Genomic DNA, 13,117 nt, shown 5'->3' on the forward strand with positions numbered 1-13,117 from the left:
CGGAAGAACACGGGAGCAAGACGAGATGAACATTGCAGCCAAGAAAGTCGACGTCGCCAAGGAGGCAGCCGCCCTCCTCGATAAGATGGGCGTCGCGAAAGAACTCTATACCGGCGGCGACATGCCGTCCTACAGCCCGGTCACCGGCGAGAAGATCGCGAGTCTGAAAACCGTTTCGGCGGCCGAAGCCGCCGCGAAGATCGAAAAAGCCGACGAGGCCTTCCGCGCCTGGCGGCTCGTGCCGGCGCCGAAGCGCGGCGAACTCGTGCGGTTGCTGGGCGAGGAGCTGCGCGCCTTCAAGGCCGATCTCGGCCGCCTCGTCTCGATCGAAGCCGGGAAGATCCCGTCGGAAGGGCTCGGCGAAGTGCAGGAAATGATCGACATCTGCGATTTCGCCGTCGGCCTTTCCCGCCAGCTCTATGGTCTGACGATCGCCACCGAGCGCCCCGGCCACCGGATGATGGAAACCTGGCATCCGCTTGGCGTCGTCGGCATCATTTCCGCCTTCAACTTCCCGGTCGCCGTCTGGTCGTGGAACGCCGCACTGGCGCTCGTCTGCGGTGACGCCGTCGTCTGGAAGCCGTCCGAAAAGACGCCGCTCACCGCACTTGCATCGCAGGCTATTCTCGAGCGTGCCCTCGCCCGCTTCGGCGACGCGCCGGACGGCCTGTCGCAGGTCTTGATCGGCGACCGCGCAATCGGCGAGGTTCTCGTCGACCATCCGAAGGTTGCGCTCGTTTCGGCGACCGGCTCCACGCGCATGGGCTGCGAAGTCGGGCCGCGCCTTGCCAAGCGCTTCGCCCGCGCCATCCTCGAACTCGGCGGCAACAATGCCGGCGTCGTCTGCCCTTCGGCCGATCTCGACATGGCGCTCCGCGCGATCGCCTTCGGCGCCATGGGCACCGCCGGCCAGCGCTGCACGACGCTGCGCCGCCTCTTCGTGCACGAGAGTGTCTATGATCAGCTCGTGCCGCGGCTGAAGAAGGCCTACGCGTCCGTCTCCGTCGGCAATCCGCTCGAAAGCACCGCGCTCGTCGGCCCGCTCGTCGATAAGGCGGCCTTCGACAGCATGCAGAACGCGATCGCCGAAGCAACGGCTCATGGCGGCACCCTCACCGGCGGCGAACGCGTCGAACTCGGCTACGAGAACGGCTACTATGTGAAACCCGCGCTCGTCGAGATGCCGAAGCAGACAGGCCCGGTCCTCGAAGAGACCTTCGCCCCAATCCTCTACGTCATGAAATACAGCGACTTCGACGCCGTGCTTGCCGAACACAATGCCGTCGCGGCCGGGCTTTCGTCTTCAATCTTCACCCGCGACATGCAGGAGTCCGAGCGCTTCCTGGCAGCCGACGGCTCGGATTGCGGCATCGCCAATGTCAACATCGGCACCTCCGGTGCGGAAATCGGCGGCGCCTTCGGCGGCGAGAAGGAAACCGGCGGCGGCCGGGAATCCGGCTCCGATGCCTGGAAGGCCTATATGCGCCGAGCCACCAATACGGTGAACTATTCGAAAGCTCTGCCGCTGGCGCAGGGCGTCTCCTTCGACATCGAATAGGATCGGCCATGACCATCAATGCAACGGTCAAGGAGGTGGGCTTTCTGCCCGCCTCGCGGATCTCCTCGATCGGCGTTTCGGAAATCCTGAAGATCGGCGCCCGTGCCAGCGCCATGAAGCGCGAGGGCAAGCCGGTCATCATCCTCGGCGCCGGCGAGCCGGATTTCGACACGCCGGACCACGTCAAGCGGTCGGCCTGGGAAGCGATCCAGCGCGGCGAGACGAAGTACACCGCGCTCGACGGCACGCCGGAGCTGAAGATGGCGATCCGCGAAAAGTTTCAGCGCGAGAACGGCCTCATCTACGAGACGGACGAGATCACCGTCGCGACCGGCGCCAAGCAGATCCTCTTCAACGCCATGATGGCGACGATCAATCCCGGCGACGAGGTGATCATCCCCACGCCCTACTGGACCTCCTATTCGGATATCGTCCAGATCTGCGCGGGCAAGCCGGTGCTGATCGCCTGCGATGCAGCGGCGGGGTTCCGCCTCTCGGCAGCACAGCTCGAAGCGGCGATCACGCCGAAGACGCGCTGGCTGCTCTTGAACTCGCCCTCGAACCCGTCGGGCGCCGCCTACAGCGCCGCCGACTACCGGCCGCTGCTCGACGTCCTGCTTAAGCATCCGCATGTCTGGCTGCTCGTCGACGACATGTACGAACATATCGTCTATGACGATTTCCGCTTCGTCACCCCGGCCGCGCTCGAGCCTCGTCTGAAAGAACGCACGCTGACCGTCAACGGAGTGTCGAAAGCCTATGCGATGACCGGCTGGCGGATTGGCTATGCCGGCGGCCCGCGCGAACTGATCAAGGCGATGGCGGTCGTGCAGAGCCAGGCGACTTCCTGCCCGGCATCGGTGAGCCAGGCAGCTTCCGTCGCGGCACTCACCGGCCCGCAGGATTTCTTGAAAGAGCGCACCGCGAGCTTCCGGCGCCGCCGCGACCTTGTGGTAAGCCGGCTCAATGCGATCGATGGTCTCGATTGCCGCGTGCCGGAAGGCGCGTTCTACACTTTCTCCGGTTGCGCCGGCCTGCTTGGTAAGGTGACACCCTCGGGCAGAAAGATCGAGACGGATACGGACTTCTGTACCTATCTCCTGGAAGACGCGCATGTCGCCGTCGTCCCGGGTTCCGCATTCGGGCTTTCGCCCTTCTTCCGTATTTCCTATGCGACCTCGGAGGCGGAACTGCAGGAAGCGCTCGCCCGCATCGCCGCCGCCTGCGCGCGGCTTTCCTGAGAATTGGAGAGGCGGCCGACAGCCTGGCCGCCCTTCCCGCTCTCGGCACAGCACAGCTCCGACGCAACGGAACGATGCGGCCGCCAATTTCGGCGCCGACTGGTCAGCACTTTTCGAGATCTGCTGGCGCACGCGGAGCGGGACGTCCGCCCGCCGCGCGGGCGCGCCGATCAGCGAATCAATATCGCCCGGAAATCGTTGACATTCGTGCCGGTCGGCCCAGGAACAAAAAGATCGCCACTCGCGGCGAAAGCCGACCAGGCATCGTGCCGGGCGAGATGCGCCCGGGGATCGACGCCTGCCGCCCGCATGCGGCCCACGCTCGTCGCGTCCGCAAAGGCACCGGCATTGTCCTCCGAGCCGTCGATGCCGTCCGTGTCGGCGGCAAGCGCATCGATCCCGGCGACGCCATCGATATCGAGTGCCAGCGACAGCAGGAATTCGCTGTTGCGCCCGCCCCTGCCGTAACTGTCGCCGGAAATCGTCACCGTGGTCTCGCCGCCGGAAAGTAGCACGACGGGTTTGGCGAATGGACGGTCGCGCAGCATCACCTCGCGCGCGAGCGCCGCATGCATGCGGCCGATGTCGCGCGCCTCGCCCTCGATTGCATCCGAGAGGATCATCGCCTCGAAGCCTCTCTCCCGCGCCCGCACCGCCGCCGCTTCGAGCGAGACGCTCGCCGAGGCGATCACGTGGTATTCGTTGCCGGCAAAGGCCGGATCGTCTGGACTGGGCGCACGCGCGGCATCGGAAGAGAGATGCGCCATCACCCGCTCGGGCAGAGCCATGGCATAACGTGCCACGATCTCGCGCGCCTCCTCGACGCGCGACCGGTCCGGCACCGTCGGGCCGGAGGCGACGAAGGCAGGGTTGTCACCGGGAACGTCCGAGACGACCAGACTGACGACGCGCGCCGGCGATGCGGCAAAGGCGAGCCGGCCACCCTTGATCCGCGAGACATGCTTGCGCACGACATTCATCGCGGAGATCGGCGCGCCGGAGGCGAGCAAGGCCTTGTTGACGGCAATCTCGTCTTCGAGCGTCAGGCCTTCGGGCGGCGCCGGCAAAAGCGCCGAGCCACCGCCGGAAATCAGCGCCACCACCAGATCATCCCGCGTTAATCCTTCGACCAGCCTTAGGAGCGCCGACGAGGCGACGAGCCCCGCCTCGTCGGGCACCGGATGGGCCGATTGCAGCACCTTGATCCGCTCGCATGTCTCGACCGGTCCGTGCCGCGCGACGACGGCGCCCTCCAACGGACCGTCCCAGAGGCGCTCGAAGGCGGCCGCCATCTGGCTCGCCGCCTTGCCGGCGCCGACGACGATGGTGCGCCCCTTCGGCCGCGCCGGCAAATGGGCCCGAATGGCGGCGTAGGGATCAGCCGCCGCGACGGCAGCCTCGAAGAGAACTGTGAGAAAGGAGCGTGGCTCGATCGATGCCATGGAATCAATCCGGGATTTCGAGGTCGTAGACGAAGACACCTTGTACGCCGCCTTGCGCCGCTGCAACGATTTTTCCGCCGGCCCTGCGATGCTCAGGATCATCCAGATAGGCATCGCGCGCCGCCGCATCGGCGAAATCGACGATGAATCCTTGGGAATAACCCTTGTCCATGCCCGTCTCCGGGCTGACATTGGCGCCAATATGCGCGCCGAGGAAGCCCGACAGACGCTCGCTCAGGACCGCGATCTCCGCAAAGATCGCGGCCTTTTCAGCCTCGCTCACCTCTTGGCGAAAGCGGATGAAAACACAATGCCGAATCATGGTCATCCCGCCTCAGCAGATATCGGCGCGGGCGCGCGGGCGGGTATCGTTGCGCTCATACTGAAAGATCGCGCGCGGCAGCGGCGGCAGCCCCCGGATGATGTCGGCGCCCTTCTCACCCATCATGATCGTCGGGCCGTTGGTGTTGCACGACGGGACCCGCGGCATCACCGAGCTGTCGCAGACGCGTAAACCTTCAAGCCCATGCACTTTCAGTTCCAGGTCCACAACCGCCATCGCGTCTGTTCCCATCTTGCAGGTGCCGACCGGATGATGATCGGTCTTGGCATTGGCGCAGCCGTATTCGAAGAGCTCGTCTTCCGTCTTGATGTTGTTACCCGGCAAACGTTCCGCCAGCACATAGGACTTCAGGGCCGGCTGCTGCATGACCTCGCGAGCGATCCGCAATCCCTCGATCGACATTTTCCGATCATGCGGGTCCTCCCAGTAATTCGGGTCGATCAGCGGGGCCGCCGCCGGATCGGCGGAAGCAAGCCGAACGGTTCCGCGCGAGCGCGGGTGCAGATAGGCCGAGTTCAGCGTCACGCCGGCATTCTTGAGCCGGGCGACGCCAGCCTCGATGCCCGAGCCGAGGCCGAGATGAAACTGGATATCCGGAGAGCGGGCGTTCGGATCGGCATACCAGAAGCCGCCCGTCTCGAACAGCGAAGAGGCGACGGGGCCGGAGCGGAAGAGCACATACTGCAACCCGGCCCAGAGCGTGCGGTGCAGCTTGGCGGCGTTGTCGTAGGTGTGATCGCCCGTGCATTCCGAGATAACGAAAAGATCGAGATGGTCCTGAAGGTTGCCGCCAACGCCGGAGAGATCATGGCGGGCCTCGATGCCGACCGAACGCAGGTGATCGGCCGGGCCGATGCCCGACTGCAACAGCAGCTTCGGCGAGCCGATGGCACCTGAAGAAACCAAGACCTCGCGATCGGCGCGGATCGTCTCGTTGCCCTTCGCCGTCACCACCTCCACGCCGACCGCCCGTTTGCCCTCAAGCAGGATGCGGGCGACGCGAGCGCCGGTACGCACCGTCAGATTCTTGCGATCTCTGATCGGTGAAAGATAGGCGAGCGAGGCGGAGGAGCGCCGGCGATTGCGCTGCGTCAATTGGTAAAAGCCGACACCCGCCTGCTGTTTCCCATTGAAATCGTGGTTATAGGGAATGCCGAGTTCCTGACCGGCGCGGATATAGGCGTCGCAGATCGGCAGAGCCGAGACCGGCATCGAGACGCCAAGCGGGCCGCCATAGGAGTGATAATCATCGGCGAAACGCTCATTGTCCTCGGCGCGCTTGAAATAGGGCAGCACGCTGCGATAGTCCCAGCCGGTGCAGCCATCCTCGCTCGCCCAGAGATCGTAGTCGAGTGCGTTGCCACGGGTGTAAAGTTGCGCATTGATCGACGAGCCACCGCCGATCACCTTTGCCTGCGTGTAGCGTAGCACCCGGCCCTTCATGTGCTTCTGCGGCACCGTATGCCAGCCCCAGCTTCCAACGCCCTTCGTCATCTTGGCAAAGCCGGCCGGCATGTGGAACAGCGGGTTCCAATCGCTGCCGCCCGCTTCGAGCAGCAGCACCTTGACCATCGGATCCTCGCTCAGGCGATTGGCAAGCACGCAGCCCGCGGGGCCGGCACCTGCGATGATGTAGTCATAGGTCATTCACATCGTCCTCAAGGTCCGCGTTTTTCGCGGGGTATGATTGTGGCACGCCTCTCATCCGGCTGCCGCCACCTTCTCGCCGCACGCGGGGAGAGGGCTAGGGTGAGGGGCCACTCACAGACGGCTGATCGATAGCCCTCCGTCCGCCTGGATGACCGAGCCCGTGGCGAAACCGAATTTGCCGCTGGCAAGCCCGGCGACGATATTGCCGATATCCTCGGGATCGCCCCATCGCCGCATCGGCACCAGCCCGGCCTCGATCAGCGCGTCGTATTTGCCGGAGACCGCCGCGGTCATGTCGGAACGGATGATGCCGGGGCGGACCTCGAAAACCGAGATGCCGGTCTCGGCAAGCCTGAGGGCCAGGCCCTGGCTGAAGGCCGCAAGCCCCGCCTTGCTCATGCAGTAGTCGAGCCGCTCCGGCGATGTCATCGCTGCAGAGACCGAGGTGATGTTGACGATTGAGCGCGGCGCGGCGGCTGGCGTCGCCAGCATCGCCTTCAGCACAGCCTGCGTGAAAAAGACGGTGCCGCGCAGATTGATGCCGACGATCGCATCGAAGTTCTCGGGTTTGAGATCGAGGAAATCGCCGCGCACGACAGGGGCTATGCCGGCATTATTGACGAGGCAGTCGATCCTGCCGAATTCTGCGGCAACCGCATCGACGCTCGCCTGATGGCTGCCGAGGTCGGCAAGATCGGCCCTGAGAAAGACGGCCCGCGCACCGAGCGCGCCGAGATCGGCAATGACCCGTGCCACGCCTTCCGCATCGCCGATGCCGGTAATGGCGATATCGAAGCCGCTTACGGCGAGCGCCCGGGCTATGCCGAGCCCGATGCCGCGCCGGCCGCCGGTGACGATCGCGACCGGGCGTCTTGCTTCCGTCATGATCGAAGATCCTCTCGAACGATGTGATCGGCGACCCGCAGCGCCTGTGCCGCGACGGTCAGCGCCGGATTGACCGCAGCCGAAGTCGGCAGGAAGCTGGCATCGACGACGAAGAGGTTCGGATGGTCGAAGGCGCGGCAATAGATGTCGAGCGGCGCCATGCCGGGATCATTGCCGATCCTGACCGTCCCGCACTGATGTGACGGCGTGCGTTTGTCGAACGCTCGGGCCAGAACGACCGGGAAGCCAGCCCGCCGCAACACGGCCTTCACCTTGGCGACCAGATTGAGATGTGCCTGCCAGTTCGTCCGCACCCATTTCAGCACGATGCGATCACCGTCGACCATGACCCGGCTTTCCGGCGACGGCAGATCTTCGCTCATCGCATAAAAATCGATCGCCCGGCCGGAAACCTGATGGAGCAGCCATTCCGGAACCGATGGCATGTTCGCTTTGAGGATCGCTCCGGAGACGCGGCCGAGCAGCTGGATATTGCCGAGCGGCGGCCCGCCCTCCCCGTCCGACAAATAGAAATCGTTGAGCCCGAACGTCTTCTGATAGATCGAATCGTTGCGATACCAGGGGCTGAACGCGATCACCGCGCTCGAATTGTGATTCATGAAGTTGCGGCCGACCTGATCCGAGCGGTTGGCAAGCCCTCTCGGATTGCGGTCATCGGCGGAACGCAGCAGCAGCGCCGCCGATTGCACCGCGCCAGCCGAAAGAATGACCAGCCTTGGCGAGATGCTCCGCTCTACACCGTCCTTGACATAGAAAACGGTCTCTATCGTCTTGCCGTCTGGCACGGTCTTCAGGCGCGTGACGCGCGAACCGATCTGGAGCCTGACGTTCGGATATTCCAGCGCAGTGGTCAGCGCCGCCGTCTCGGCGTCCATCTTGCCGTCGAAACTGTTCGGATGCGCATCCCACGGCGTTTTCGCCTTGGCGAGCCAACGATCGATGTCGATGCCGAGCGGCAGCGAATAGGGATGCAGCCCAATCTCGCGCAGGCGCTGCCGCACCTTGGCGACCGCCGGCTCGTCGGGCACTGGATTATAGGCGTAGCTGTTCGAATGAGCGGGTTCGGTCGGATCCTCGCCCAGCGTGCCGCGGACTTGGTAAAGCTGTTCGGCCCTGGCATACCACGGCTCTAGTTCCTCATAGGGAAACGGCCAGGCCGGCGAGACGCCTTCGAGATGCTGCATCTCCTCGAAATCTTCGCGGCGATAGCGGGTGAGCACAGCGCCATAGAACTTCGAATTGCCGCCGACATTGTAATAGTTTCCGGGGTTGAAACCGGCACCGCCAGCTTCGTACCAGATTTCCTTCGGCCGGAAGTGGCCGCGTTGGAAGATCGCCCGCTGATCGCGGTTTTCCGGCCGATCCTCGATATGGACGCCCGCTTCGAGGATGAGGATTTCGGCGCCCGAGGCGGCAAGGCCCGCCGCTACGGTAGCACCGCCCACTCCCGACCCGATGATGACGATATCCGGCTGGCTCTGCATGCTGACGCTCATGCGATCCGCTTCTCGCTTTGCGGATCAAAGAACACCGCCTTGTCGAGATTGAAAGCGAGTCGTGACATCTGGCCGGGCGCAATGCGCGCATCGGCGCGCAGACGGGCGACAATTTCCTTGCCGCCGAGCCGGGTGACCGCAAAGGTGTCGGATCCGGCAGGCTCGACGACCTCGATCAGGCACTCCCCCTCGGCCACGAACTTGGCATTGCGGTCGGCGCCGTCCGGATCGGTCAGCGCCTCCGGACGGATGCCGAACACCACGTCCCTGCCGGCGTAGGCGGAAAGCGCCCCATCATGCGGGATCGCGAGCTTCAGCGGCTCGGCGTTTGGCCGGGAGAGCGTCACGGCCACATCGGAACCGGCTTTTTCGATGCGCGCGGTCAGAAGATTCATCGCCGGCGATCCCATGAAGTCGGCGACGAACATATTGGCCGGGTTGTTGTAAATCTCCGCCGGCGTTCCGAACTGCTGCAAGACCCCGTCCTTCAGCACCGCGATCTTGGTTGCGAGCGTCATCGCTTCGATTTGGTCGTGGGTGACATAGACGATCGTCGTCTTCATCCGGTGATGCAGACGCTTGATCTCGGTGCGCATGTCGACGCGCAGCTTCGCGTCGAGGTTCGACAAGGGCTCGTCGAAAAGGAAGACCTGCGGATTACGCACCAGCGCGCGGCCCATGGCGACGCGCTGGCGCTGGCCGCCCGAAAGCTGACTCGGCTTGCGGTCGAGCAGATGACCGATCTGCAACATGTCGGCGACCTGCTTGATCGCCTTCTCGCGCTCCTCCTTCGGCACGCCGCGGATTTCCATGCCGAAGGCAATGTTTCCGGCCACCGTCATGTTGGGATAGAGCGCATAGGACTGGAAAACCATGGCGATGTCGCGCTTCGACGGATGAAGTCCCGAAACTGACCGGCCGGCGATGGCGATGTCACCGGACGTGATCGGCTCGAGGCCGGCGATCGTATTCAGAAGCGTCGACTTGCCGCAGCCGGAAGGGCCGACGAGCACGAGGAAACCGCCCTCCTCGATCTCCAGATTGATGTCCTTGAGGATTTCCAGGGAGCCGTAGGATTTGCGTAGATTGGTGATCTTCAGGAATGACATGGGCTTATCCTTTCACGGCGCCGGACATCAGCCCGCGGACGAAGTAGCGGCCGGACACGATGTAGACGATCAGTGTTGGCAGGGCGGCGAGGATCGCGCCCGCGAAGTGGACGTTGTATTCCTTGACCCCCGTCGACGAGCTCACGAGGTTGTTGAGCGCGACCGTCATCGGCGTCGAATAGGGGCCGGAGAACGAGGCGCCAAACAGGAAGTCGTTCCAGATATTGGTGAACTGCCAGATGACCGAGACGACGATGATCGGCCCGGAGGACGGCAGCAGGATGCGCCAGAAGATCTGGAAGAAGCTTGCTCCGTCGATCTGCGCCGCCCGCACGAGCTCGGTCGGAAAGGCCTCGTAGTAGTTGCGGAAATACAGCGTCGTGAAGCCGATGCCGTAGACGACATGGACGAGGATCAGCCCCCAGATCGACCCGGCGAGGCCGAGAATGCCGAGAATGCGGGCCATCGGGATCAGCACGATCTGGAAGGGGATGAAGCAGGAGAGGAGCAGCATGCCAAAGAACACGTTTGCTCCCGGGAAGCGCCATTTCGTCAGCACGTAGCCGTTGAGCGCTCCGATCATCGTCGAGATCGCGACGGCCGGAACGACCATCAGGATCGAGTTGATGAAGAAGGGGCGCAGGCCGGTCGGCTGCACACCGATCTGCGCCGTCGACCAAGCCGAAAGCCAAGGCTCGATGGTCCAGACCTGCGGCAGGTTCAGCATGCCACCCTGGCGAATTTCATCGAGCGGCTTTAGCGAGTTGACCACCATCACGTAGAGCGGCAGCAGCGAATAGAGCGCGAAGAGGATCAGCGCCGCATAGATCAGCGCCCGCACGAGGCGATTGTGCGAGATGACGTTCTCTGGACTGGGAGCACCCATCAGCGTTTTCCTCCCCGGACTTCGGAATAGAGATAGGGAACGATGATCGAGAAGATCATCACCAGCATGATGATCGCCGAAGAGGCGCCGATGGCCATCTGGTTGCGTGTGAAGGTGTAGGAATACATGAAGGTCGCCGGCAGCTCGGTCGCCTGCCCCGGCCCGCCGCCGGTCAGCGCGATGATCAGGTCGTAGGCCTTGATGGCAAGGTGAGCGAGGACGACGAAGGCCGACAGGAAGACCGGCCGCATCAGCGGAATGATGATCCGCCGGTAGATGGTCGGGGTCGACGCCCCATCGATCTGGGCGGCTTTGATGATCTCATTGTCGACGCCGCGCAGGCCCGCCAGGAACATCGCCATGATGAAGCCGGTGGATTGCCAGACGGCGGCAATGACGACGCAGTAGATCGCGAAGTTGCGATCCTTGATCCAGTTGAAGGAGAAGCTTTCCCAGCCCCAGAGGTGCATGGTGTTCTCGAGTCCGATGCCGGGATCGAGGAACCACTTCCATGCCGTTCCCGTCACGATAAAGGACAGCGCCATCGGATAGAGATAGATCGGCCGCAGGAATCCTTCGGCCCGGATTTTCTGGTCCAGCAGGATCGCGAGCGCCAGGCCGAGTACGGAGCAGATCACGATATAGAGCGTCGCGAAGATCGCGAGGTTGCTGACCGCCCGCCACCAGTGCGGCAAGGCCCAGAGCTTGCTGTAGTTGCTGAAGCCGACAAAATTGTAAGACGGCAGCATCTTGCTGCCCGTCAGCGACAGGAACCCGGTGTAGGCTATGAAGCCGTAGACAAAGATCAGGACGATGAGGAAGCTCGGGCCTAGCACCAGCTTGGGCACCAATTCCTGCAATCGGCTGCGGCTATCCATGGGCGGTCACCACTCGTGGCGTATCGTGCAGGACGGAAAATGATGTGCTCCGTCAGGGCATACGCAGGTTTGAAGTTTCAAAGCTCCTCCGCGGCGTCCGCGGGGGCGCGGCGCTTCGAGGACGCTTGCATGGGCTTAGGGCGTCCGGGGCGCTGGCAGCACCCCGGACCCGGGTATGAACCCGTTACTTCGCGGCTTCGACCGCCGCGACCAGTTCCTTCACGGCATCTTCCGAGCTGAGCTCGCCGTTGAATTGGCGGGTCACCACGTCGTAGATCGCATTCTTGACGGCGGCCGGGTTGGCATGGCCGTGCGCCATGGAGCCAAAGAGCGTGCCCTTGGAATTGGCTTCGGCGAGATCCTTGATGCCCTTCTTGCCGCAAGCGTCGAAGTCGGTATCCGGAACGTCGGTGCGGGCCGGTACTGAGCCCTTGACGACGTTGAAGGCCGACTGGAATGTCGGGCTTTCGATCGCCGATGCCATCTGCAACTGCGCCGGAACCTTGTCTTCGGAAACCTTGAACATCGCAAACTGGTCGGAGTTGAAGGTGACGGAGCCTTGCGTCCCCGGGAAGCGCATGCAGACGAAATCGGTGCCGGGCACCTTCTTCGCTTTCAGGAATTCACCCTTCGCCCAATCGCCCATGAACTGCAGGCCGGCCTTGTTCTCGATGACCATGGCGGAAGCGAGATTCCAGTCGCGGCCGGAGAAGTTGTCGTCGACATAGGAGCGCAGCTTCGTCATCCGATCGAAGGCTTCCTTCATCTTGTCGCTGCCGAGTGCGGCAGGGTCGAGATCGATGAAGGCCTGCTTGTAGAAGTCGTTGCCGAGCGAAAGGACGACCGCGTCGAAGATCGTCGCATCCTGCCAGGCCTGACCGCCATGGGCGACCGGGGTGATGCCCTGCTCCTTGAACTTGTCGAGCAGCGCAATCAGCTCTTCCCAGGTCGTCGGTTCCTTGCCGCCGGCCTTGTCGAGCGCCGCCTTGTTGATCCACACCCAGTTCGTCGAATGAACGTTGACCGGAGCGGCGATCCAGTGGCCGTCATATTTGGAAAACTGCTGCAGCGCGGCCGGAACAACCTTATCCCAGCCTTCCTTGGCCGCAACCTCGTCCAGATTGCCGAGGGCGCCTTCCTTGGCCCAGTCGAGAATGTCGAAGCCGAGCATCTGCACCGCCGTCGGCGCGTTGCCGGAGGTGACGCGAGCACGTAGCACCGTCATGGCCTCCGTGCCGCCGCCGCCGGCGACCGGCATGTCGGTCCAGCTAATGCCCTTGCTTTCCAGGTCCTTTTTCAGAACGTCGAGTGCTGCCGCCTCGCCACCGGACGTCCACCAGTGCAGCACTTCCACGTTCTCAGCTGCGTGCGCGGCCGTCGCCGTCAACATCAGTGCTGCAACAGCCGTCGTCGTCATCAACTTGCGCATCGTTTTCCTCCCGTTTGCAAGTTACCGAAGCGGAAACCTCCTCCCGCCTTTTTTTGAATGCCGCCCCTCTGGGAGGCCGGCAGTGGGCTTGCGGCATGCGCCGCCCGCCCAATTTAAAACGTTACAAGTTCCCTCAAGTCAAGCAGACCGCACCTGTAGGCTGTCTTTGACCCAAAACT

The 13,117-nt window shown here is 63.5% G+C and carries 11 protein-coding genes; 2 read left to right on the forward strand and 9 right to left on the reverse strand.

Annotated features, from left to right (window positions below):
* Positions 1–25 precede the first annotated feature (25 nt).
* Complete coding sequence (amaB, locus tag PYH37_RS28815) at positions 26–1,558, forward strand: L-piperidine-6-carboxylate dehydrogenase (RefSeq protein ID WP_280734906.1); 1,533 nt, start codon at positions 26–28, stop codon at positions 1,556–1,558.
* Between the two features lie 8 nt (positions 1,559–1,566).
* Positions 1,567–2,799, forward strand: a complete 1,233-nt coding sequence (locus PYH37_RS28820) for a pyridoxal phosphate-dependent aminotransferase (RefSeq protein ID WP_280734907.1) — start codon at positions 1,567–1,569, stop codon at positions 2,797–2,799.
* Between the two features lie 170 nt (positions 2,800–2,969).
* Here PYH37_RS28820 and PYH37_RS28825 read toward each other — a convergent pair whose 3' ends face one another.
* The 9 genes from PYH37_RS28825 to PYH37_RS28865 form a co-directional block, all read right to left on the reverse strand.
* On the reverse strand, positions 2,970–4,241 hold the full coding sequence (locus tag PYH37_RS28825) for a glycerate kinase type-2 family protein (RefSeq protein ID WP_280734909.1): 1,272 nt from the start codon (positions 4,239–4,241) through the stop codon (positions 2,970–2,972).
* Positions 4,242–4,245: 4 nt separating this feature from the next.
* Positions 4,246–4,563, reverse strand: a complete 318-nt coding sequence (locus PYH37_RS28830) for a Dabb family protein (RefSeq protein ID WP_280734910.1) — start codon at positions 4,561–4,563, stop codon at positions 4,246–4,248.
* Between the two features lie 12 nt (positions 4,564–4,575).
* On the reverse strand, positions 4,576–6,231 hold the full coding sequence (locus PYH37_RS28835; protein WP_280734911.1) for a GMC family oxidoreductase: 1,656 nt from the start codon (positions 6,229–6,231) through the stop codon (positions 4,576–4,578).
* A 114-nt stretch (positions 6,232–6,345) separates the two neighbouring features.
* On the reverse strand, positions 6,346–7,119 hold the full coding sequence (locus tag PYH37_RS28840) for a 3-ketoacyl-ACP reductase (RefSeq protein ID WP_280734912.1): 774 nt from the start codon (positions 7,117–7,119) through the stop codon (positions 6,346–6,348).
* The gene (locus PYH37_RS28845) at positions 7,116–8,636 is read right to left on the reverse strand and encodes a GMC oxidoreductase (protein WP_280734913.1); all 1,521 of its coding nucleotides are present in this window, start codon (positions 8,634–8,636) and stop codon (positions 7,116–7,118) included. Before PYH37_RS28845 ends, PYH37_RS28840 begins: the two co-directional genes overlap by 4 nt.
* Positions 8,633–9,745: an ABC transporter ATP-binding protein gene (locus tag PYH37_RS28850; protein WP_280734914.1), complete on the reverse strand. Its 1,113-nt coding sequence runs from the start codon at positions 9,743–9,745 to the stop codon at positions 8,633–8,635. The genes PYH37_RS28845 and PYH37_RS28850 overlap by 4 nt, the downstream gene beginning before the upstream one ends.
* Positions 9,746–9,749: 4 nt before the next feature.
* Positions 9,750–10,631 (reverse strand): carbohydrate ABC transporter permease, encoded by an 882-nt coding sequence (locus tag PYH37_RS28855; RefSeq protein WP_280734915.1) that lies wholly within the window; start codon positions 10,629–10,631, stop codon positions 9,750–9,752.
* A complete protein-coding gene (locus PYH37_RS28860) occupies positions 10,631–11,509 on the reverse strand; it encodes a carbohydrate ABC transporter permease (RefSeq protein ID WP_280734916.1) in 879 nt (292 codons plus the stop codon). The genes PYH37_RS28855 and PYH37_RS28860 overlap by 1 nt, the downstream gene beginning before the upstream one ends.
* Positions 11,510–11,693: 184 nt before the next feature.
* A complete protein-coding gene (locus tag PYH37_RS28865; protein ID WP_280734917.1) occupies positions 11,694–12,938 on the reverse strand; it encodes an ABC transporter substrate-binding protein in 1,245 nt (414 codons plus the stop codon).
* Positions 12,939–13,117 lie beyond the last annotated feature (179 nt).

The organism is Sinorhizobium numidicum, assembly GCF_029892045.1.
GTDB classification, from domain to species: domain Bacteria; phylum Pseudomonadota; class Alphaproteobacteria; order Rhizobiales; family Rhizobiaceae; genus Sinorhizobium; species Sinorhizobium numidicum.

Excerpts from the sequence above, each read along its gene's own strand:
- amaB (WP_280734906.1), top strand. The coding sequence starts at position 26 with ATGAACATTGCAGCCAAGAAAGTCGACGTCGCCAAGGAGGCAGCCGCC.
- PYH37_RS28820 (WP_280734907.1), top strand. The coding sequence starts at position 1,567 with ATGACCATCAATGCAACGGTCAAGGAGGTGGGCTTTCTGCCCGCCTCG.
- PYH37_RS28825 (WP_280734909.1), bottom strand. The coding sequence starts at position 4,241 with ATGGCATCGATCGAGCCACGCTCCTTTCTCACAGTTCTCTTCGAGGCT.
- PYH37_RS28830 (WP_280734910.1), bottom strand. The coding sequence starts at position 4,563 with ATGATTCGGCATTGTGTTTTCATCCGCTTTCGCCAAGAGGTGAGCGAG.
- PYH37_RS28835 (WP_280734911.1), bottom strand. The coding sequence starts at position 6,231 with ATGACCTATGACTACATCATCGCAGGTGCCGGCCCCGCGGGCTGCGTG.
- PYH37_RS28840 (WP_280734912.1), bottom strand. The coding sequence starts at position 7,119 with ATGACGGAAGCAAGACGCCCGGTCGCGATCGTCACCGGCGGCCGGCGC.
- PYH37_RS28845 (WP_280734913.1), bottom strand. The coding sequence starts at position 8,636 with ATGAGCGTCAGCATGCAGAGCCAGCCGGATATCGTCATCATCGGGTCG.
- PYH37_RS28850 (WP_280734914.1), bottom strand. The coding sequence starts at position 9,745 with ATGTCATTCCTGAAGATCACCAATCTACGCAAATCCTACGGCTCCCTG.
- PYH37_RS28855 (WP_280734915.1), bottom strand. The coding sequence starts at position 10,631 with ATGGGTGCTCCCAGTCCAGAGAACGTCATCTCGCACAATCGCCTCGTG.
- PYH37_RS28860 (WP_280734916.1), bottom strand. The coding sequence starts at position 11,509 with ATGGATAGCCGCAGCCGATTGCAGGAATTGGTGCCCAAGCTGGTGCTA.
- PYH37_RS28865 (WP_280734917.1), bottom strand. The coding sequence starts at position 12,938 with ATGCGCAAGTTGATGACGACGACGGCTGTTGCAGCACTGATGTTGACG.